At 44.7% G+C, this 19,963-nt stretch carries 24 protein-coding genes; all 24 read right to left on the reverse strand.

Annotated elements, in window-relative coordinates; translation table 11 throughout:
* A partial coding sequence (locus FQV28_RS16830; protein ID WP_146497770.1) for a menaquinol-cytochrome c reductase cytochrome b/c subunit occupies window positions 1–718 on the reverse strand: 718 nt, incomplete at its 3' end.
* A gap of 39 nt (window positions 719–757) precedes the next feature.
* Window positions 758–1,432 (reverse strand): menaquinol-cytochrome c reductase cytochrome b subunit, encoded by a 675-nt coding sequence (gene qcrB / locus FQV28_RS16835; RefSeq protein WP_146497674.1) that lies wholly within the window; start codon window positions 1,430–1,432, stop codon window positions 758–760.
* Window positions 1,433–1,455: 23 nt separating this feature from the next.
* On the reverse strand, window positions 1,456–1,959 hold the full coding sequence (locus FQV28_RS16840) for a QcrA and Rieske domain-containing protein (RefSeq protein ID WP_146497675.1): 504 nt from the start codon (window positions 1,957–1,959) through the stop codon (window positions 1,456–1,458).
* A 151-nt stretch (window positions 1,960–2,110) separates the two neighbouring features.
* Entirely contained in the window at window positions 2,111–2,563 is a 453-nt protein-coding gene (locus FQV28_RS16845) for a YpiF family protein (RefSeq protein ID WP_146497676.1), read from the reverse strand.
* 5 nt (window positions 2,564–2,568) lie between these two features.
* The gene (locus FQV28_RS16850) at window positions 2,569–3,132 is read right to left on the reverse strand and encodes a ReoY family proteolytic degradation factor (protein WP_146497677.1); all 564 of its coding nucleotides are present in this window, start codon (window positions 3,130–3,132) and stop codon (window positions 2,569–2,571) included.
* 14 nt (window positions 3,133–3,146) lie between these two features.
* The gene (locus FQV28_RS16855; protein WP_146497678.1) at window positions 3,147–4,400 is read right to left on the reverse strand and encodes a tetratricopeptide repeat protein; all 1,254 of its coding nucleotides are present in this window, start codon (window positions 4,398–4,400) and stop codon (window positions 3,147–3,149) included.
* A gap of 86 nt (window positions 4,401–4,486) precedes the next feature.
* Window positions 4,487–5,770: a 3-phosphoshikimate 1-carboxyvinyltransferase gene (gene aroA, locus FQV28_RS16860; protein WP_146497679.1), complete on the reverse strand. Its 1,284-nt coding sequence runs from the start codon at window positions 5,768–5,770 to the stop codon at window positions 4,487–4,489.
* Window positions 5,771–5,785: 15 nt separating this feature from the next.
* Window positions 5,786–6,877, reverse strand: coding sequence for a prephenate dehydrogenase (locus tag FQV28_RS16865; protein ID WP_146497680.1), 1,092 nt, complete (start codon window positions 6,875–6,877; stop codon window positions 5,786–5,788).
* Window positions 6,874–7,257 (reverse strand): chorismate mutase, encoded by a 384-nt coding sequence (gene aroH / locus FQV28_RS16870; RefSeq protein WP_146497681.1) that lies wholly within the window; start codon window positions 7,255–7,257, stop codon window positions 6,874–6,876. The genes FQV28_RS16865 and aroH overlap by 4 nt, the downstream gene beginning before the upstream one ends.
* A complete protein-coding gene (aroB, locus tag FQV28_RS16875) occupies window positions 7,258–8,328 on the reverse strand; it encodes a 3-dehydroquinate synthase (protein ID WP_146497682.1) in 1,071 nt (356 codons plus the stop codon).
* A 2-nt stretch (window positions 8,329–8,330) separates the two neighbouring features.
* Window positions 8,331–9,503 (reverse strand): chorismate synthase, encoded by a 1,173-nt coding sequence (aroC, locus tag FQV28_RS16880; RefSeq protein WP_146497683.1) that lies wholly within the window; start codon window positions 9,501–9,503, stop codon window positions 8,331–8,333.
* A 191-nt stretch (window positions 9,504–9,694) separates the two neighbouring features.
* Window positions 9,695–10,141: a nucleoside-diphosphate kinase gene (gene ndk / locus FQV28_RS16885; RefSeq protein WP_106531776.1), complete on the reverse strand. Its 447-nt coding sequence runs from the start codon at window positions 10,139–10,141 to the stop codon at window positions 9,695–9,697.
* Between the two features lie 85 nt (window positions 10,142–10,226).
* Entirely contained in the window at window positions 10,227–11,201 is a 975-nt protein-coding gene (gene hepT, locus FQV28_RS16890; protein ID WP_146497684.1) for a heptaprenyl diphosphate synthase component II, read from the reverse strand.
* 17 nt (window positions 11,202–11,218) lie between these two features.
* A complete protein-coding gene (locus tag FQV28_RS16895) occupies window positions 11,219–11,923 on the reverse strand; it encodes a demethylmenaquinone methyltransferase (RefSeq protein ID WP_146497685.1) in 705 nt (234 codons plus the stop codon).
* 5 nt (window positions 11,924–11,928) lie between these two features.
* The gene (locus FQV28_RS16900; RefSeq protein ID WP_146497686.1) at window positions 11,929–12,705 is read right to left on the reverse strand and encodes a heptaprenyl diphosphate synthase component 1; all 777 of its coding nucleotides are present in this window, start codon (window positions 12,703–12,705) and stop codon (window positions 11,929–11,931) included.
* A gap of 77 nt (window positions 12,706–12,782) precedes the next feature.
* Window positions 12,783–13,004: a trp RNA-binding attenuation protein MtrB gene (gene mtrB / locus FQV28_RS16905; RefSeq protein ID WP_146497687.1), complete on the reverse strand. Its 222-nt coding sequence runs from the start codon at window positions 13,002–13,004 to the stop codon at window positions 12,783–12,785.
* Between the two features lie 24 nt (window positions 13,005–13,028).
* Window positions 13,029–13,604 carry a GTP cyclohydrolase I FolE gene (folE, locus tag FQV28_RS16910; protein ID WP_370455146.1) on the reverse strand — a complete coding sequence of 192 codons (576 nt, stop codon included), beginning with the start codon at window positions 13,602–13,604 and terminating at the stop codon, window positions 13,029–13,031.
* Between the two features lie 239 nt (window positions 13,605–13,843).
* Complete coding sequence (locus FQV28_RS16915) at window positions 13,844–14,116, reverse strand: HU family DNA-binding protein (RefSeq protein ID WP_146497688.1); 273 nt, start codon at window positions 14,114–14,116, stop codon at window positions 13,844–13,846.
* A gap of 171 nt (window positions 14,117–14,287) precedes the next feature.
* Window positions 14,288–14,998 (reverse strand): hypothetical protein, encoded by a 711-nt coding sequence (locus FQV28_RS16920; RefSeq protein WP_146497689.1) that lies wholly within the window; start codon window positions 14,996–14,998, stop codon window positions 14,288–14,290.
* A gap of 10 nt (window positions 14,999–15,008) precedes the next feature.
* On the reverse strand, window positions 15,009–15,212 hold the full coding sequence (locus FQV28_RS16925) for a DUF2768 domain-containing protein (RefSeq protein ID WP_146497690.1): 204 nt from the start codon (window positions 15,210–15,212) through the stop codon (window positions 15,009–15,011).
* Between the two features lie 87 nt (window positions 15,213–15,299).
* Window positions 15,300–16,319, reverse strand: a complete 1,020-nt coding sequence (locus tag FQV28_RS16930; RefSeq protein ID WP_146497691.1) for an NAD(P)H-dependent glycerol-3-phosphate dehydrogenase — start codon at window positions 16,317–16,319, stop codon at window positions 15,300–15,302.
* A gap of 23 nt (window positions 16,320–16,342) precedes the next feature.
* The gene (gene der / locus FQV28_RS16935) at window positions 16,343–17,653 is read right to left on the reverse strand and encodes a ribosome biogenesis GTPase Der (protein ID WP_146497692.1); all 1,311 of its coding nucleotides are present in this window, start codon (window positions 17,651–17,653) and stop codon (window positions 16,343–16,345) included.
* A gap of 95 nt (window positions 17,654–17,748) precedes the next feature.
* A complete protein-coding gene (fni, locus tag FQV28_RS16940) occupies window positions 17,749–18,783 on the reverse strand; it encodes a type 2 isopentenyl-diphosphate Delta-isomerase (protein WP_304608788.1) in 1,035 nt (344 codons plus the stop codon).
* Window positions 18,784–18,804: 21 nt separating this feature from the next.
* A complete protein-coding gene (rpsA, locus tag FQV28_RS16945; protein WP_146497694.1) occupies window positions 18,805–19,950 on the reverse strand; it encodes a 30S ribosomal protein S1 in 1,146 nt (381 codons plus the stop codon).
* Window positions 19,951–19,963: the final 13 nt, after the last annotated feature.

Here is a 19,963-nt window from a genome sequence, read left to right on the forward strand (position 1 = left end):
ATGATGGCGGCATTTTTTGCTGGCCGTCTTCTTCAATACCGTTTACAGCAATTTGTGCAATTTCTTCAGCTGTATGTTCAGTATTGGTAAGTGCCGGTCCAACTGCGCCTTCCAAGTTATCGCCATGGCAGCTGATACATGCCGAACCTGAGTAGATTTCGTATCCAGGGTCGCTTGTATCGATTTGCACTTCCTCAACGATTTGGCCTTGTGCCTCAGCAGCTTCCCAGTCATGGTTTACTACAGATTCCCAAGTCAAGTAACAGATAGCAGCTACTGCCAAAAGTCCGAATGCAACTGGCAACGGGCGTTTTGATAGGCGGCGTTCAGGGCCTGGGTCCAAGAATGGTGCAAGCATCAGAGCCCCAAATGCAAGCCCTGGCATAATGATTGCTCCGACGACATTGAACGGGCCGGAAGCAAATTGATATTTTAACAATTGGTATAAGAATAAGAAATACCAGTCTGGCAATGGAATATAGCCTGTGTCTGTCGGGTCTGCCTGGCCTTCAAGAGGCGAAGGGTGCGCGACAGTCAAAAGCAAATATCCAATCAAGAAAACAGCACCAATCATCCATTCTTTCAAAAGGAAGTTGGGCCAGAAAGCTTCTGTTTTACCAGGGTATTCGGAATAATCTTTAGGGATATTCGGTTTACGGTGCTGTAAACCAGGTACACGAGAATCCCCTACGAACTTCATCCCTTTTCCGCGATGCATAGTGTCCCCTCCTTTATAAATCCTCAGGTCCGCTAAATTTTAAAGCGGGCCTGAAATACCTTGTCTTCTGATCATGATAAAATGCGCGCCCATCAACCCAAGTAATGCGGCAGGCAAGAAGAATACATGAATCGCGAAGAAGCGAGTTAAAGTTTGTGCACCGAGAATGGTTGCATCCCCGGCAAGCAGAACTTTGATCAAACCGCCGATAACTGGTACAGAAGCGGCAATTTCAATTCCTACTTTTGTTGCAAATAATGCTTTCATATCCCATGGAAGCAAGTAGCCTGTGAAGCTGAGTCCTAAGATAACGCCGAATAGCAATACGCCGACGATCCAGTTCAATTCACGAGGTTTTTTGTAAGCTCCTGTAAAGAATACACGTAGTGTATGAAGGAAAATCATTACAACTACAAGCGAAGATCCCCAGTGATGCATCCCGCGCACGATTTCTCCAAAAGCAACTTCATTTTGAAGATAATAAACCGACTGCCAAGCATTTTCAATATCAGGCACATAATACATGGTTAAAAACATACCGGATAAGATCTGGATTACTGTGATGAAGAATGTTAATCCTCCGAAGCAGTAAACAAATGCCGAGAAGTGGTGTGCGGGGTTTACGTGTTCCGGTACTTCATGGTCAGCTATATCACGCCAGATCGGCGTGATGTCCAAGCGCTCATCAACCCAATCATATAACTTGTTTAGCACTGGTGTCGTACCCCCTTAAACTATTAAATTAAACTGTTTGCTTTTACTGCACCGATAGCAAGAAAGCCGTCTCGTTCTTCAACAGTGAATTCATCGAGCGGTCCAAGCGGCGGTGTTCCTGGAACGTTTTGGCCATTTTTTTCATAACGTCCGGCGTGGCATGGGCAGAAAAATTGGCTCGGGTGTTCTGGGTCAGCTGCCCAGTTCACTGTACAGCCTAAATGCTTGCAGACAGGTGAGAGAGCGATAATTTTGTCGCCTTCTTTGTACACCCATGCAGAGCTTGTCACTTCCGAAGTGTACCATGCATCAACTTGCTCGTAAGCAAAGTCAACACGAACTGGCTCTTCAGATAAATCAGCCACTGCTTGGTCAGTCAATACGAAATCCCCAGCTGTATTCTCTTGGAGAATTGGGTCTACCGCAAAACGAATCATCGGCATTAGCATTCCCGCTGCCATGAAACCACCAACGCCTGTTAAAGTATAACCTAAAAATTGACGTCTTGATACACGATTGTTACTCATCCTTTTCCCCCCTCTAACATTCAAGGTCAGTCCAATGGACATACTCATTCAAATATAATTACTAGGACAACCTAATGATATATCAATAAAAAGTGCAGGTCAATATTGCATTCAATCTATTGTGTAGCTATTGAGATACTTTGTGAACATTTCATGAAGGCTTTGTCCACTCTTTTGTAAAGAGCGGAAGCACTTGCCGCAGCTGGTCTTCCATGACGGAATTCCGGAATCTTTGATCCATGTTTTCAATAGGAATAGCAGGCAGCCACAAGACATTTTCCAGGCTGTCAATCGTGCGCCAAGCAGCATCTGTCGTCAGATAAAAAACATGCTTGAACTCTGCCTCCTGCAACTCCTGGTTCATTTCTTCTGCAATCCGTTCCCGGTCCGCTTTTTTGGCATAAGAAATAGGCGGAAGCAAAAGTATCCGCCCTTTAAATTGTTTTTCTAGTAAAGCGGTTAATGATTGCAAATACTCCGATGCGCTTGCGCTTCTCTTAACACCTTCAGTGCTCAGATCGACTTCAAGCAATGGCACAATCGCCGTGTCAACATACTCTTTCTGTTGGATGAACTGATCCATATCTTTGCCGATAAAATACATACGTATTATTCACTCTCCGTTTTTTTCATAGATTTAACCGAATGAAGCAACTCGGACAACTTAAAGAATCTTTCCCGGTCATTTGCATCGAGTGCTTCGTCGATTTGCTTTAATATTGATTCCTCTTGAAAAGCGGACATGCTTTCTTCCAACACCTTCTCCGCGACTAAACGGTCCTGATCGTTATAGGAGGCATTTTGGGGCATATACGGATTTTCCTCCAAAACGGACAAATAAAGCGGAGAAGGCGGGCGGTTCGGGAAGTTCAATTGCACATACAACTCTTCCTCAGGATTGAGGCGGAGGTCATGGAAAGACTTTTCTGCGTCAGCCGTCATCAGATTTCCTTTATAGAAACGGAACGGAATTTCCTTCGACTCTGTCGAGGACATGACCATAGCGCGAGGGCAGTAATGCGCTTCTTCCACAAAATGAGTTTTTTCGAGCAAATTCTCGTTGCTCAGCATGTAATTGAGAATCCAGATGCATTCCCTTCTTTTCATCTTATAGGACTGCAAAAACCACCGGACAAACTGCTTTTTTTCTCCCACTGAAACCGATGCGGTCATGTTTACTCCTCCTTTCATTCCACAGACTGTTGCCAATCGAACCATTCAGGATTGTTTGGCTGCAGGCTCTGTAGCTTTTTAATAATTTCGAGGGCACGTTCCCGTTTTCCTTCTTCAAGCAAAAAGCGAGCGTACTTTTCAAGAAAATCCGGATCATCGGAAAATGCCGGATACGCTTTTTCAAAATAAGCAGCGGCCTGGCCAAATTGCTCGGTGCGCGCGTAAGAATCTGCAATCAATGGATACAGGCCGGCCCAGTCGTTTTCGTTTGCGACTACCGCTTCCGTCAACTCAAGAACATCATCGTCCATCTCTTCCGCATGAAAATAGGACACTAGAGTGAAAATAGCTTCCATATATTCTGGATCAAGCGCTATGGCCTGCCGCAAATAGTCGACGCCGGTTTCTTTTTCGCCTAACTTAAGCGCTAGCTTGCCAGCGAACAAATACAGCTCTTTTTCGTATTCGTTCCGGGCGATGCCCTCTTGGATTGCTTTGTAAGCACCTTTATAATCCTCCGCCATATTTAAACTTTGGGCGCGCAGGAAATAAGCCGAGAAATAATCCGGGTCTATTTCAATAAGCTCTTCTAGCCAGCGGACAGCCAGCTCGTATTGCCGGGTCTGGAATGCAGCAAAAGCAGCTCCGAACAAAACGTCTGGTTGTTTCAAATCGTCCAGCGCCTCATTGTAGTATGGCAGAGCTTCTTCATAAGCCGCTCCTGCACTGTATACTTCAGCCAGCCGCTCAGACAAGTTGACACCTTCTAGTTCGACTTTTTGTTCTTTCAAATCCTGGTAAATTTTCGCCGATTCCAAATAACGCCCGGAATCCAAAAGCAGCTCCGCTTTGGCCTGCATTAATAACGGCTCATCCGGCAATAGCTCTATAGCTTCGTTCAAGCGGCTTTCCGCCGCCTCAAGAAGTCCCTGCAACTGGAACAAATCCGCCAGCGTCACCAGCGCCTGCGGGTATAATTCGTCGTCTTTTAATATTTCCATCAAGGCGTTCAGCGCTTCATCTTCCCGGTCCGCTTCAATCAGCATATTGGCTTTGTCGATTGCCAGCTGCGCTTCTTCCGGAAAAATATATTGCAGGTGCTCTAACACTTTGATCGCTTCTTCCACAAAGCCAATCTCCGCAAACCACTCCGACAAACCGTATTGTTCATCAGGGTCGCCGCTCAATAAATATTGGTCCAACAAAGAATTGACCGATGCCATGTCCCCTTGTTCAACCGCTTTTTGGATGTCTTTTATGTTTGCCATGCTATCACCTATTCTTTTTCAATTTCCTCTTCTAATCCTACACGAAAGCTATGGCTAAGCATAATAAAAACCCCCCTTTCGGAGAGTTAGTTTAGCAATGAATCCAATTGTTCCACAAAGCCGGGATAAGAAACCGATATACACGCCGGATTATCGATAATAACATCGCTTGAAGCAATAAGCGCAGCTACCGCTTCCATCATGCCAAGCCGATGGTCGCCGTAAGATTTCACGATACCGCCTGTCAATGGCGTCGGCCCCTGGATAATCATGCCATCTTCGGTCGCTTGAATATCAGCGCCCAGTTTTGCCAGTTCCGAAACAACTGCCGCTATCCGGTCTGTTTCCTTAACGCGCAGCTCTTCTGCATCTTTAATGACCGTTGTGCCATTGGCCTGTGTCGCAATTAATGCAATCAGCGGTATTTCATCAATTAGCCGCGGAATCAAGTCGCCGCCGATTTCAATCCCTGATAAAGCAGAAGAACGAATCGTCAAATCGGCTGCAGGTTCTCCTGATACTTGCCGTTCTTCCACATCAAAATCTGCCCCCATCTTTTTAATAACATCTAAAATGCCGGTGCGGGTCGGATTGGTGCCGACATTTGTCAATCGCACGCTGCTATTTGGGGTGATGAGCGCTGCGCCAATCATAAATGCAGCGGATGAAATATCTCCTGGCACTTTAACATGGCTGGCCGTAAGGGTTTGCCCACCTTCGATTTCGATGGTTCCATCATTTCTTGAAATCGCTGCACCAAAATGTTCAAGCATGATTTCAGTATGGTCCCGGGAAGCGACAGGTTCCGTAACTCTTGTTCTGCCTTCTGCTTTCAATCCAGCGAGCAAAATTGCCGACTTTACTTGAGCGCTGGCAACAGGCAAGGTATAGTCAATCGCTGTCAGCCGGGTCCCTTGAATAGCAAGCGGCGTGAACTGGCCGCCGCGGCGCCCGCGGATATCCGCTCCCATCAGGCGAAGCGGGTCAATGATTCTTTTCATCGGGCGTTTTGCAATCGATTCATCACCTGCCATGACAGTGTGAAAAGAAGTGCCGGCAAGGAGGCCAAGCATTAGGCGGGTTGTGGTGCCAGAATTTCCGGTATCCAATACTTCGGCAGGCTCTTCCCACGAGCTTTCGCCGCCGCTCGTAATGGTCACTTTGTCGCCATCTAGATTGATTTCCACTCCAAGCTTGCGGAAACAGCTGATGGTGCTTAAGCAATCGTCCCCGAGAAGGAAGCCTTCTACTGTCGTTATGCCAGCTGCCATTGCACCAAACATGATTGAGCGGTGGGAAATGGATTTGTCTCCCGGTACTTGAATAGTCCCCATCAAAGAAGGGGTTGAGTAAGATAAAGTTAAAGCCATCGCGCAAACGTCCTTTCAGGAGATATATGAATCGTAAGAAGTTCTTCGGTCAAAGCATTGTTTGGCGCGTTCACGGTCTTCCGCTGTTTGAAAACTGATCACCAAAATTCCGAAAACGTCTTCGCGCGTTTCCAATATACGAATATTGACAATACTGATGCTTTCCTCGGCCAAGTAACCCGTCAGTTCTGAAATGATTCCCGGTACGTCAGGAACATCGATATGCAAATCGAAAACGGAATAGAGCGCACCGCTTACAGCGATTGGAAGCTCATCGCGCACATCTTTTGCCTGCTTGAAATACTGCTGAATAGAATCAGGTTCGTTCGCTTCTAGCAAGTGTTTCAATTGATTCATTTCATTCATCCAATTGTCTAATTGGTGAATGATCATGTTATTGTTTTGAGTGGTAATATCGCGCCACATTTCAGGATTGGAAGAAGCGATTCGTGTTGTGTCCCGGAAACCACCGGCCGCCAGCTGGCGGACAAAAGGATTTTCTTTTTCTTCTTTTTCCAATTGATGGACTAGCGAAGCGGCAATCAAATGAGGAAAGTGGCTGACTATCGCAGTCAAATAATCGTGTTGTTCCGCCGGCAAAACCTCAATTTTCGCCTTAGTGACAGACAATAACGATTTCAGTTTTGCAACAGCTTCTTCATTTGCTTTCTTAGAAGGCGTCAGAATATAGAATGCATTTTCAAACAACAGATCTTTTGCCGCCTCCACTCCGCTTTTATGAGAACCCGCCATAGGGTGGCCTCCGATGAATGGTTTGTCCAAAAGATTGGCCGCTTCCATTATTCTCAGCTTCGTGCTCCCGGTATCCGTTAAAATCACTTCTTCTTTCAGTTCCCAGAAGCGGCTTTGCTCCATTAGTTTAAGAGTAGCTCCAACAGGCGTAGCAAAAACAATTACATCTGCATCCCGCGCTGCACTTTCTAATGTCGGAGGTGCACTATGTATAATTCCCATTTTATAAGCTTTTCGCTGAGTCATTGGATCGGCATCATAACCGGCAATATGGACTTCCTTATGCCGTTGAAGCGATTTTGCAAGCGACCCGCCGATTAAACCAAGGCCGATAATCAAAACATGTTCATTCATGCTTGGCCCACCTGGTTATTCTTCACCAAATCCGGCCGGAGTTTGACCGCTTCATTCATAAAAATATGTTGGATATCTTTTTGTTTTACTTCTGTATTGACATGCATCATTACACGAATACACATAGGCAGGCTTCCGGGAACATTCATCTCGTGCGTGCACATGACTGGAACATAAGTCCAATTCTCCAATGTCCGAACTGCTTTGGCCGGAAAAGCGGAAGAAACATCGGGAGTCGTGGATATAATCACCGATGCAACTTTTTCGGGATCAATGTTGTTTGCCTTTACCATTTCAACTACCAGCTTTTTTGTTTCTTGCAGAATTTCTTCCGGCTGGTCTTTGGTTACCGTAATTGCGCCTCTAACTCCACGGATCATTCAAACTCCTCCTATCATTGTACAAAGTTCTAAATACGCCGTCTCGGCTCTATTTTCATCAATCGTTTCAAGAAACGGGGCCCCCGTTTTTTCCAGCAGCACAAAACTTAAAGACCCTTTAGAAGATTTTTTATCTTTTTTCATAAAAGGAAGGATTTTCTCGAATTCCACTTCTTGCAGTTTTTGAAGAGGATAGTCATTTTCTCTGCACCATACGATAAACTCATTCAACTGGGGATGGTTCGACAAATGCAAGGCATAAGCCATGCCCAACGCTACTGCTTCGCCGTGCGTAATCTTCCCATAACCCAAATGGCCTTCTAACGCATGGGCAAGTGTATGCCCGAAATTCAAATATTTTCTCACGCCGCTTTCAAATTCGTCTTCCTCGACAATCGCCGCCTTAACAGCAATCCCTTTTTCAAGATGTGCTGCAATTTCGTCATCTGACAGCAATCCAAAATCCGTTATCTTGAGCAGCTCAAGAAGCCAGCCCTCGTTCGAGATAAACGCATGCTTGATCACTTCGGCCATTCCGGAACGAACTTCATTAGGCGGCAGCGTTCGCAGAAGCTTTATATCATAGAGAACCGCTTTCGGTTGATAAAATGTGCCGATCATGTTTTTTCCTAGCGCATGATTGATAGCGGTTTTGCCGCCTACCGCACTATCATGGGCGAGGATAGTCGTCGGAATTTGGAAATACGGAATGCCGCGCATAAAGGTAGATGCAACAAATCCCGCTACATCTCCAATGGCTCCGCCGCCAAATGCAAGCAACAGCGATTTGCGGGAGCAGCCCTCTGTAAGCAAGAACGTGTGGCAGTCCATGAACGTTTCAACCGACTTTGCCTGTTCACCCGCCGGAACCGTCAGCACACTAACATTAAACTCTTGCAGATAGCCAAGCAAAAAGTCCAAGTGCAATTTGGCCACTTGAGCGTCTGCCACTACCACGATCCGGTCAGCGGCATCCAATATTTCCCGGTAATCTTCTATAAACAAGCTGAAAACCTCGTGTCCGATATGTACATTATAAGGGTGGTCGGCTTCGACGCGCAGTAGCTTCATCTTTAAAACTCCTTTGAATACTGTAAGTAATTCTGCAAATTTTCTTTCAGGCGCGGCAATTGGTCTGCATCGAACTGCTCCATTAAGGCGTTTGCGATTTCCCAAGCCACAACATGTTCGGCAACAATTGAAGCTGCCGGCACTGCACAGCTATCTGAACGTTCGATGCTTGCCTGGAACGGCTCTTTCGTTTCAATATCTATACTTTGCAGCGGCTTGTAAAGTGTCGGGATCGGCTTCATGACCCCTCGTACAATTATCGGCATTCCCGTTGTCATGCCACCTTCAAAACCGCCCAAATTGTTTGTTTTTCGACTATAGCCATTGTTTTCATCCCACAGAATTTCATCATGGACCTCACTGCCCGGTCTTCTTGCCATTTCAAAGCCGATTCCGAATTCCACGCCTTTAAATGCATTGATGCTCATGATTGCTCCCGCTATTTTCGCATCAAGCTTGCGGTCATAGTGAACGTAGCTGCCGATACCAGGAGGCATGCCTTCGACGATTACTTCGACAGTTCCACCGATCGAATCGCCATTTTTCTTCGTTTCATCGATCAAATCGGTCATTTTCTTCGTTGCAGTTGGATCTGCGCAATAGACCGCATCGTTTTCAACAATTTCCCGAATTTCATCTGCCGATTTTCCAAGATAGCTCTCCGGATTGACTTTAATGCCGCCAATTTCAGTAACGTGCGAGACAATCTTAATGCCCAATTCTGCGAGCAATTGCTTCGCAACAGCCCCGACTGCTACGCGTACGGTCGTTTCGCGCGCTGAAGAGCGCTCCAAGACGTTGCGCAAGTCCCTATGGCCATATTTAATGCCGCCGTTCAAATCAGCATGCCCCGGCCGAGGACGGGAGATCTGGCGTTTCACTTCATCTGCGTCATCTATTTCTTCAATCCCCATAATATTAGTCCAATGTTTCCAATCGTCGTTTTTCACGACTAATGCAACTGGCGAACCGAGCGTTTTACCGTGTCTAACGCCTGAGACGATTTCCACCGTATCTTTCTCGATTTGCATTCTTCTGCCGCGTCCATGGCCTCCTTGGCGCCTCTTCAACTCTTTGTTGATCGTCTCTGCTGTCAGCGGCATCAATGCCGGCAGCCCCTCTATGATAGCTGTCAATTGCGGTCCATGGGACTCTCCTGCTGTTAAATAACGCATGTACACTTTCTCCCTTCAACGTGCTAAAGTATTTATAGACCACTATAACATATCCTATTTGACCAATTCTATACGAAAAAAACAGATAAAACAAAACTATCCAAACAATCGTCTGGACAGTTTCCGGTAATTGGGATTTTTTCAATATAAAAAGGCAGACGAGAAGATCTCGCCTGCCTTTTTGGTCGGGATTAGTTTACCCAGTTGTTGATTGTTTTTTCGTATGATACCAATTCTTCTTCTTTGAAGAACAAGCCGATTTCGCGTTCAGCGCTTTCAGCTGAATCCGAACCGTGGATCATGTTTTTGCCGACAGTAACTGCGAAGTCGCCGCGGATTGTTCCTGGTGCTGCATCTTTAGGGTTTGTAGCGCCCATCATTTGACGTGCAGTCAAAATAACGTTCTCGCCTTCCCAAACCATAGCGAATACAGGGCCTGATGTGATAAAGCTAACCAATTCACCGAAGAAAGGACGTTCTTTGTGTTCACCGTAATGCTCTTCTGCCAATTCAGTTGGAATTTGCATCAATTTAGCACCAACTAAGTGATAGCCTTTTTTCTCGAAACGAGCAACAATTTCACCGATTACATTGCGTTGCACGCCGTCCGGTTTAACCATTAAGAAAGTTTTTTCCATTCCAAACACTCCTCTATTAAGAACTCGGGCAATTTGCCCACCCTAAAAAATACTAACATTGTCATACTATTTGTCAACTGCCCGGTTAAAACTTTCTTTTTCCGATAAAGAATGCGATGTTGCGCATTGTTTTATTAGCGGTGCTTTTTGGCAAATAAGCCAATTCTTTTAAGGCCTTATTCAGGTAACGTTCACTAATTGCCCGTGATTCTTTAATAGCCGGACTCTTGCGGATCCGCTGAACGATATACAGCCGCTCTTCATCTGTCAATTCCTTGTAGAGGCTTTCTTTAAGAAGCTGGTAAATCTCCTTGTCTTTGCGCGCAAACAAAACAGGCAAAGTAATATTCCCTTGTATAAAATCACTGCCTGCTGGTTTGCCTAATTCTTCATCCGTCGACGTGAAATCCAAAATATCATCAATAATTTGAAAAGACATGCCGATAAAATAGCCAAAGCGCCGTAAATGGGCCGCTGTTTTTTCATCGGTGCCTGATACTAACGCTCCAAGTTCACAGCTAGAAGAAATCAGCAAAGCCGTTTTGCGTTTAATGCGCCGCAAATAATCCCGCATGTTCTGATCCAGCTTGTACTTGTCTTCGATTTGGATGATTTCGCCCCGGCATACTTCAATCATTGTCTTTGATAAAATCTCATGAATATTCGGTATGTCGACTTTTGTTATATATTCCAAGGCGCGCGCCAGGATAAAGTCTCCAGTGTACATCGCTACGCTATTATTCCACTGCGCTTTGACCGTCAGCTGCCCCCTTCTCATCTCAGAGTCATCAATGACATCATCGTGAACTAACGAAGCCATATGAATCAACTCAAGCGGAACTGCCACTTGCTTCATGACATCAATGTTGTAATCTCCAAACTTTCCGGCAAGCAAAACAAAAACAGGTCGGATTCGTTTCCCTCCGGCCTGCAGTAAATGAAGAGAAGCGTCATTTAATAGGTGAGAATTGGAATCCACTGCCTGTTCTAGTTCTTTTTCAATCATTTCTAACTCCGGTTTAAGGTCGGAATAGAGCAATTTCAACTTCATCTTTTCCACTAAAAAACCTTCTCCCGCTATTTTACTTTTTTAATGCCTAAGTGAAGCGCAGCGGCTCCTCCAGTATATGGCTTGTATTTAACCTGTTCAAATCCGACTTGGGCAAAAAGTTTAGCCAGTTGTTTCATTCCCGGAAAACTTTTCGCTGACTCTTGGAGCCAAGAATATTCTTTATAGCTTTTAGCAAACAGTTTACCGAAAACCGGCATGATAAAACGGAAATACAGCCGGAAAAAAGGCTTGAAGAGCAAGCTTTCAGGCTGAGACGTTTCAAGACAAGCAATCATCCCGCCCGGTTTTAAAACACGGTGCATTTCTGATAGCACTTGACGATAATCAGGCACATTCCGAAGGCCGAAACCTATTGTCGCAAAGTCAAAAGAGTTATCTGGAAAAGGCAATGACATCGCGTTGCCTTGGATCAATTGAACTTGAGGCAAATCTTGTGTTTTTTCAATTCCAACATTGAGCATGTTTTGGCTGAAATCCAGGCCAACGACTTTTCCAGACTCACCAGTGGCTTTTGCCAAAGCTATCGTCCAATCAGCCGTTCCACAACACACATCGATAGCGGAAGCGCCAGGAGGAACTTGCATTTTATGCATCGTGTCACGGCGCCATTTATTATGTTGCTGAAAACTGATGACAGAATTCATCTGATCATAATTGCCGGATATTTTTTCAAAAACTTCATGTACTCGTTGTTCTTTTGTTTTCTGCATTTTAGTCATCCTTCTCGGGTTAGCTGCTCAGCTCTATGCTGGTGCGGGGTTATTTGATGGAGCATAAAATGTTTAAGTTCATAGTCAAATGCGTAACCATTGACACATTTCACAATTTGACTGTGCAAATGATCCAACTTATCAATCAGCCAGTTCTCGGTATGTAAGTCATTTTGCAATGACTGCTTTAATAATCTCAATACGTGTGTCTGGCCGTCCCGTTGCAAACATTCAAGCTCTTCCGCATAACGAAGATAATTCAATGCCAGTTTAGCTAGTGGTGTGTATTCGTCATAACCGTAGAAATCATAGAAAGCGGTCAAAAGCTCGGTCTCGATCACTTCTACCGTTTCATCTATATCTGCAATTGACTGGATCGTATCTTCGTAAAAAGAAGCTTTTTTTTCACTAACATGCACAATTGCGGTCGCTAATCTTTGAATAAGCGGAATGTTTTTCAAATTGGTCAGCATATAATAATAGATTCCACTATAAAAATCGCCCGCTAAAACCGTCAACTGCTGTTTTTTTGTTACTGGAGCATCCTCTTTGACTTGATCATGGGCGTGCAGGGCAGCATAAACGATCGATACTGTTTTTGCAGAGGCTTCTATTTTGCCTGACCATTGCTTACCGTCCAAAAAAGGCAATAGCAAAAAAAACAACCGCGTCTGCTCAACAGAGGGACCTGCAGTATATTTCTCGAGCGTCCGCTGTTGTACCGCTTTTAAAACGTCGATTTCCATGGAAGTTATTTTAGACTGTATTTGCTGTAGATTCATACTGCTTGCTCCATTCATGATTTCGACATACCACTTTAGTATATCACAGGCTCTACATTACCTTCATGTAATATAGCCTATTTTTTCGATTCGCTTTCCACGATGCCAAAAGCGGAATGCACTTCTGCTTTTCCACGTATTTTCATAGCGGAAGTATGTTCTGTGAATTGGGCGATCATCACTTCACCTTTATCCAGCTTCTCTGTATGATGAAATTTCGTGTCATTGCCACGCGTCAATCCGATGACATTGACTCCATCTTCTTGTGCCCGGATGATAATATACTCTGTCTGTGCCATTCACTTTCACCTGCTTTTAATAATTTAGTCCATCTTTATATAAGAAATGATTTCAGAACGTTTAACAGCGTCTTCTTCAAAGACTCCTCTTGACACAGCGGTAACTGTTTTAGCTCCTGGTTTTTTTATGCCTCTCATTGTCATGCACAAATGTTCGGCTTCAACCATGACAAAAACGCCGTGCGGATTTAATGTGTCCACTAATGAATCGGCAATTGTCGAAGTGATTCGCTCTTGAAGCTGAGGCCGCTTGGCGACCGTTTCCACAGCTCTTGCCAATTTGCTCAATCCGGTCACAACACCGTCACGTGGAATATATGCAACATGGGCTTTGCCGAAAAACGGAACCAAATGATGTTCGCACATCGAGTAGAACGGTATATCTTTTACGAGCACTAATTCCTCATGGCCTTCATGGAACACGGTTTTAAAAAATTCTTTCGGATCTTCGTTCAATCCTGAAAAAACTTCCGCATACATTTTCGCAACCCGTTTTGGTGTATCCCGTATGCCTTCACGTTCAACATCTTCTCCGACCGCTTCCAAAATCATGGCAACAGCTTTTTCAATTTTATCTAAATCTACGTTTTGCAACTCCATATCAATCACTCTGTTTCCTCCTGTTGAAAACATATCTATTTTACTTCTGGAATAGTGCAGTTAACTCTATACCAATACTGTTATATATGAACGCATACCGACATCATACAAGCGCTTGCTCATTTCTCACATGAATCGTAGCATATGGCGTTGGGATTGGCAAAATCGGAAGCTTAAAAAAAGAATGGCTTTTGCGGGAACTTGTCTCGCAAAAGCCATTCTATGTACATCACTGAAGATTATTTCACTGCGTCTTTAAGCGCTTTACCTGGCTTAAATGCAGGAATTTTGCTTGCAGCGATTTCGATTTCAGCACCAGTTTGCGGGTTGCGTCCTTTGCGAGCTGCACGCTCACGAACTTCAAAGTTACCAAATCCAATTAATTGCACTTTGTCACCTTGAGTTAAAGCATTTTGAATCGTTTCAAATGCAGCGTCAACTGCTTTAGCAGCATCCTTACGAGAAATTTCAGCCGCTTCAGCAACAGAGTTCACTAATTCTGTCTTGTTCATGCTATTCACCTCCTCTCAAAGGGGATGCAATCCATTAATCCTGTAAAAAGAGTATCATAACGAAAAATGCATAGCAACAACTAATACCGCGGGATAGCGATAAATCGGTTGATTATTTCCAAATAATAACTTTTATTCAACTTTCGCATCAAAATCACGTCAAACCGCAGTTTATTTATTATTAAAAACCGGTTCTTTGTTTTTGTCGATAGTATATGGCAAAGAGTATGCCGGCACAACCGGATTCTTTTCATACAACAAGAAGCGGATATCTTCGCCTTCTTTCAGCTCTCCGTCATATTCCTGGATCGCTGTATAAAGGTCCATTGAATAGTCGACGTAAATATCCCCGCTTCCAGTTATGACAAACGGCAAATTTCTTCCGCTGTATGGGCTTACTACTGTCGGCTCTTCTTTCATGCCCATCGCTTCGTGGTTGAACTTATAAACGTTGTCGGCGAGAATCTCGGAAATCGGCACTTGTCCAGCATTTGCGCTTTTTCTGATATTAATTGAACGAATCGCTTCCGCAATCCGCAAATCGACCAACTTAACGGTTGGATTTTCTTCAACATCCATCAACACATACTGGAAAATGCCGCCTGTTTCAAATGCATTGGGCGGTACTTCGGCCATATGCGCCGGTACAAGTTTGGAGAAATCGATCGGATACTTGATAAACTGATCGACATCCATATCCCGTGTCTTGATCGGCAAAAGATTGCCGCTTGCTCCCCGATATTGGTTTACGGCATTTTGCACAGTGATCAGTTGCTCTTCATATGGAATCTGGTTTTCAGCCCGTTCGCTTTCTGGATACATGCACCCTGACAATAACAGCAAACAAGTTAACATAATAAATATATCAGCTATCTTTTTCATCTTTTCCACCTCACGCGCTGCCGGTTGGGCCGCTGAATACCGTGAACACTGTAATAAAGAATCCAAGAATCAGCAAAATATATGCGATTAATGCTACAAGAAATTTAAGAATGCCGTTCGATATTTTGTATCTGCTTACATAAATCAATCCCATGGAAAGAAGCAAAAAACCGATCCCGGCAAACGATACCCACATTTTATCTAAAGAACTCATAATAGGCCGCCTTTCTTTCAGTTTCAGTCAATAGTATAGCATAAAAAAAGAAGGGGCTCAGGCTCTCCTCCCCTCCTTTTGTGACAATTAAAGCAAGTTAATCAGATCTTCCATTTCATTTTTCTTGTTTCTGGCCATTAAAGCATTTACCGCTTGATCAGTTGTTATACCGTCAAACAATACCGAATGCAAAGCTGCAGTAATAGGCATCGGAACGTCGTATTTCTGGGCCAGTTGATGTGCCGCTTTCGTCGTGCGGATTCCTTCTACGACCATGCCCATTTCCTCGAGCACTTCTTCGATTGTTTTGCCTTTGCCGAGCATATTGCCGGCACGCCAATTTCTTGAGTGGACACTTGTGCATGTAACGATCAAGTCTCCGACACCTGTAAGACCGGAGAACGTCAATGGCGTTGCGCCCATCTTGACACCCAGGCGAGCGATCTCCGCAAGCCCACGCGTCATCAAAGCAGCTTTGGCGTTATCTCCAAAGCCCAAGCCTGTCGTGATGCCTACAGCGAGGGCAATGATGTTTTTCAATGCTCCTCCCAGTTCTACGCCAATAACGTCCGTATTCGTGTAGACGCGGAAATACTGATTCATGAACATGTCTTGGACGCGCTCTGCAGAAGCCGTGTTCCGGCATGCTGCTGTCACAGTTGTCGGCTGTTCCTGCACCACTTCTTCCGCATGACTCGGCCCTGACAGTACGACAATATCTTCAATCCACTGCTCCGGTATTTCCTCTTCAATCATTTCACTGATGCGTTTAAGTGAATCCGGCTCGATGCCTTTTGAGACATGGACGAACAACACTTTCTTATCAAGTGTTTCCCGAATACTTGCGCATACTTCCCGTATGGCTTTTGTCGGAACAGCCAGTACCAAAACATCAGCATGCTTTACTGCTTCAGACAACTCGGCAGTCGCAACCAAGTTCTCCGGCAACCGGATATTTTTCAAATATTTGCTGTTTGTATGCTGGTTAATTTCTTCCGCTTGTTCCTGGCGGTGTGTCCATATTAGTAAATCCTGGCTATTTTGGGCAAGAACGTATCCTAACGCCGTTCCCCAGCTGCCTGCACCAAAAATCGAAACTTTTTCCATGCTTCTACACCACCTCTAAACTATTAAGTTCGTGCTCTCGTAATCAGACGGAGCGGCGTGCCTTCGAAATCAAAGCTTTCGCGGATCCGGTTCTGTAAAAATCGTTCGTAACTAAAGTGCATCAGTTCCGGTTCATTGACAAAGACAACAAACGTCGGCGGCTGGATAGCCACCTGGGTCGCATAGTATAGGCGCAATCGGCGGCCTTTATCCGTTGGAGCCGGATTCATCGCGACAGCATCTTCGATTACTTCATTCAAGATACTCGACTGGATTCGTCTTGAGTGGTTTTCATTCACCCGGTTGATGACTTCAAGCACATTATGGACACGTTTCCCGCTTAGCGCAGAAACAAACATAATCGGCGCATAGTCCAAGAATAGGAAATGCTCGCGGATTTTCCGCGTCATGACATTCATCGTTTTTTCGTCTTTTTCAATGGCATCCCATTTGTTGACGATAATGATAACCGCTTTTCCTGCTTCGTGTGCATAACCGGCTATTTTTTTGTCTTGTTCTTGAATGCCCTCTTCTGCATTTAAAACAACTAAAACAACATCAGAACGTTCTATCGCCCGAAGCGCACGCAATACACTGTATTTTTCAGTTGATTCATAAACTTTCCCTTTTTTGCGCATACCGGCTGTATCTATGATGACGTATGGCTGTCCGTCATATTCATATTGGGTATCAACAGCATCTCGGGTCGTGCCTGCCACTTCACTGACGATTACCCGCTCTTCACCAAGAAAGGAGTTGACAAGCGACGATTTGCCGACATTCGGACGGCCAATCAAAGAGAATTTGATAACATCGTCCGGATATTCGCCCTCATCGTCTTGCGGGAAGTTTTTCGCCACTTCATCCAGCAAATCACCAAGGCCAAGGCCGTGTGAGCCTGAAATCGGATACGGTTCACCCATCCCTAAAGTATAGAAATCATAAATCATATGGCGCATATCCGGGTTATCGATTTTATTGACTGCCAAGATAACCGGCTTTTTCGTGCGGTATAAAATTTTTGCCACTTGTTCATCCTGCGCTGTAACGCCATCACGCCCGTTAACGAGGAAAATGATTACATCCGCTTCGTCCATAGCGATTTCAGCCTGCTGGCGAATTTGTTCCAGGAACGGTTCATCTCGAAGATCGATCCCGCCTGTATCAATAATATTGAATTCGTGTGTCAGCCAATCTGCTGAACTATAGATACGGTCACGAGTAACTCCTGGAATATCCTCCACAATGGAAACCCGTTCCCCAACTATACGATTAAAAATCGTTGACTTGCCTACGTTTGGCCGTCCGACGATTGCTACTACCGGTTTTGACATAATTTTTTTCATCCTTCCAACTTCATATATTGCTATTATACACGAAAAAGGCGATGGCATCTTCTAAATGTCCATCGCCTTTATAGGTGCAATATTCAGTTTTTCGACCGGTTTGCAAAAGAGGATGGATCAAAGCCGCGAACTGTCAGATAATGAAACAGTTCTCCTGAGATAACAGCCGGGCAATGAGCCAGTTCGGAAAGGCTTTTGGCGCCGAGAGCCGTCATCATCATCGCCAGATCTTCATATAGCGAGTAGATTTCTGAAATCAGCTCTTTTTCTCCCTTTTCCATCGCAATCCTTAAAAAAGAACCTGCTAAACCAACAGCATCTGCACCTAGAATAAAGGCTTTCAGCATGTCCAACGCATTTCGGATGCCTCCGGAAGCAAAGATCGTCTTGCCAAAAACGCTGTCCGCTTCAACAATAGCCGCGGCGGTCGGAATTCCCCAATCCTGAAAATAAACAAGCTTTCTAAGTCGCCGTTCATTTTCAATCGAAGCAAAATTCGTGCCGCCAAAGCCGCTGACATCAATTGCCGCAATATCCGAAGCAGCTAATTGTCCGGCTGCTTCACGGGAAATGCCGAATCCGGTTTCTTTTACAATGACCGGGACATTCACCTGATCCGCAATTTGCTGAATCCGTTCCAGTGCTCCTTTAAAATCGCGGTCGCCTTCTGGCATTGTCAATTCCTGGATAACATTCAAATGGATTTGCAGCGCATTAGCCTCAATCATTTCGACAGCTTCTTTAGCCTGCTGGACACTCGCTTCGCTCCCAAGATTGGCAAACAAGATGCCATCAGGGTTTTCCTTGCGGACAATTTTGTAGGTATCCCGTTCGGCCGGATCTTTCAGCGCCGACATTTGAGAACCGACCGCCATGGCCATGCCAGTTTCTTTTGCAGCGCGCGCCAATAATGCGTTCAGCCTCTCAGTCTCAGCTCCACCGCCGCCTGTCATGGCATTAATAAAAACAGGTGATTTTAAATGCAAATCACCTGTTTCTGGTTGGAGGAGGATATCTTCCACTCCTAAACCAGGAAGCGCCTGATGGACTAAACGGATGTCATCAAACATCGTTCTTGATTCTTGTGAAGTGGATAAAGCAAATTGAATATGGTCCATCTTCCGTTCTGCTCTCGACATTTATTCGGATTTAAACCCTTTTAGTTTATCTCCGATAACATCTCTGATTGAAAAGCCAGAAGATTCTTCCGGGGCTTCATACTCAGTGAAATCCGGCTCCGCTTCTTTTTCTTGAAGCTCTTTAATGCTGAGGGACAGGCGTTTTTCCGCTTTATTCACTTCGATTACCTTCACTTGGACTTCTTGTCCTTCTTTTAGCAGTTCGTTCGGTGTAGCGATATGTTTATGCGCGATTTGTGAAATATGGACTAACCCTTCAACTCCAGGCATCACTTCGACAAAGGCGCCATAGCTGACAAGGCGTTTGACCGTTCCCGTATGAACAGAACCTTTAGGGGCTTTTTCTTCGATAGCATCCCAAGGCCCCGGCAAAGTATCTTTGATGGACAATGAAATACGTTCTGAATCCCGGTCCACCGATAGAACTTTAACGGTCACTTCTTGGCCTTCTGTCACTACATCAGAAACTTTATCGACGTGCTCATGGGATAACTGCGAAATATGGACTAGTCCATCTACGCCTCCGATATCCACAAAAGCGCCGAATGATGCAATGCGCTGGACTTTGCCTTTTAATTGGTCGCCCGCATGGATGGTTTCCATCACATGGACTTTTTGTGATTCTTTTTCTTTTTCTACGACTGCGCGATGCGAAAGAATCAAACGATTGTTTTCTTTTTCCATTTCCACAATTTTAAAAGTCATGACTTTTCCTTTGTAATCATCAAATGATTCAACGAAATAATCTTCCACCAGTGATGCTGGCACAAAGCCGCGAACTCCTAAATCTACAACTAGTCCGCCTTTTACAACGTCTTTCACTTCGGCTTCGATGATTTCGCCGGACTGGAACTTTCCTTCGAGTTCATCCCAAGCTTGTTCTGCGTCCACTTTGCGTTTTGATAACACATAGTTTTCATCTTCCACTTTAGTAATGACTAGATCCAGCTCATCTCCTACTTGCACTGAATCAGAAGCTTTTTCAATATGGAGGCTTGATAACTCGCTGATTGGGATGATGCCATCAAAAGGTGCTCCATTGATCGTTACAGTTACTGCTTTTTCTTCAATTTTATCAACTATTCCCTTTACGCGATCTCCAACTTGGAAATCACTGTTTTCCATCATGTTCATTTCCTCAGACATAAGTAGCCCTCCT

It is taken from the genome of Planomicrobium sp. CPCC 101079 (genome assembly GCF_007859275.1).
Classification (GTDB): domain Bacteria; phylum Bacillota; class Bacilli; order Bacillales_A; family Planococcaceae; genus Planococcus.

Excerpts from the sequence above, each read along its gene's own strand:
- rpsA (WP_146497694.1), bottom strand. The coding sequence starts at position 19,950 with ATGTCTGAGGAAATGAACATGATGGAAAACAGTGATTTCCAAGTTGGA.
- aroB (WP_146497682.1), bottom strand. The coding sequence starts at position 8,328 with ATGAAGCTACTGCGCGTCGAAGCCGACCACCCTTATAATGTACATATC.
- fni (WP_304608788.1), bottom strand. The coding sequence starts at position 18,783 with ATGGACCATATTCAATTTGCTTTATCCACTTCACAAGAATCAAGAACG.
- folE (WP_370455146.1), bottom strand. The coding sequence starts at position 13,604 with ATGGAGTTGCAAAACGTAGATTTAGATAAAATTGAAAAAGCTGTTGCC.
- aroH (WP_146497681.1), bottom strand. The coding sequence starts at position 7,257 with ATGATCCGTGGAGTTAGAGGCGCAATTACGGTAACCAAAGACCAGCCG.
- der (WP_146497692.1), bottom strand. The coding sequence starts at position 17,653 with ATGTCAAAACCGGTAGTAGCAATCGTCGGACGGCCAAACGTAGGCAAG.
- FQV28_RS16900 (WP_146497686.1), bottom strand. The coding sequence starts at position 12,705 with ATGAATCTACAGCAAATACAGTCTAAAATAACTTCCATGGAAATCGAC.
- FQV28_RS16840 (WP_146497675.1), bottom strand. The coding sequence starts at position 1,959 with ATGAGTAACAATCGTGTATCAAGACGTCAATTTTTAGGTTATACTTTA.
- FQV28_RS16925 (WP_146497690.1), bottom strand. The coding sequence starts at position 15,212 with ATGAGTTCTTTAGATAAAATGTGGGTATCGTTTGCCGGGATCGGTTTT.
- FQV28_RS16895 (WP_146497685.1), bottom strand. The coding sequence starts at position 11,923 with ATGCAGAAAACAAAAGAACAACGAGTACATGAAGTTTTTGAAAAAATA.
- FQV28_RS16865 (WP_146497680.1), bottom strand. The coding sequence starts at position 6,877 with ATGAATGAACATGTTTTGATTATCGGCCTTGGTTTAATCGGCGGGTCG.
- FQV28_RS16855 (WP_146497678.1), bottom strand. The coding sequence starts at position 4,400 with ATGGCAAACATAAAAGACATCCAAAAAGCGGTTGAACAAGGGGACATG.
- FQV28_RS16845 (WP_146497676.1), bottom strand. The coding sequence starts at position 2,563 with ATGTATTTTATCGGCAAAGATATGGATCAGTTCATCCAACAGAAAGAG.
- FQV28_RS16850 (WP_146497677.1), bottom strand. The coding sequence starts at position 3,132 with ATGACCGCATCGGTTTCAGTGGGAGAAAAAAAGCAGTTTGTCCGGTGG.
- FQV28_RS16920 (WP_146497689.1), bottom strand. The coding sequence starts at position 14,998 with ATGAAAAAGATAGCTGATATATTTATTATGTTAACTTGTTTGCTGTTA.
- aroC (WP_146497683.1), bottom strand. The coding sequence starts at position 9,503 with ATGCGTTATTTAACAGCAGGAGAGTCCCATGGACCGCAATTGACAGCT.
- ndk (WP_106531776.1), bottom strand. The coding sequence starts at position 10,141 with ATGGAAAAAACTTTCTTAATGGTTAAACCGGACGGCGTGCAACGCAAT.
- aroA (WP_146497679.1), bottom strand. The coding sequence starts at position 5,770 with ATGGCTTTAACTTTATCTTACTCAACCCCTTCTTTGATGGGGACTATT.
- mtrB (WP_146497687.1), bottom strand. The coding sequence starts at position 13,004 with ATGGCACAGACAGAGTATATTATCATCCGGGCACAAGAAGATGGAGTC.
- FQV28_RS16930 (WP_146497691.1), bottom strand. The coding sequence starts at position 16,319 with ATGGAAAAAGTTTCGATTTTTGGTGCAGGCAGCTGGGGAACGGCGTTA.
- FQV28_RS16915 (WP_146497688.1), bottom strand. The coding sequence starts at position 14,116 with ATGAACAAGACAGAATTAGTGAACTCTGTTGCTGAAGCGGCTGAAATT.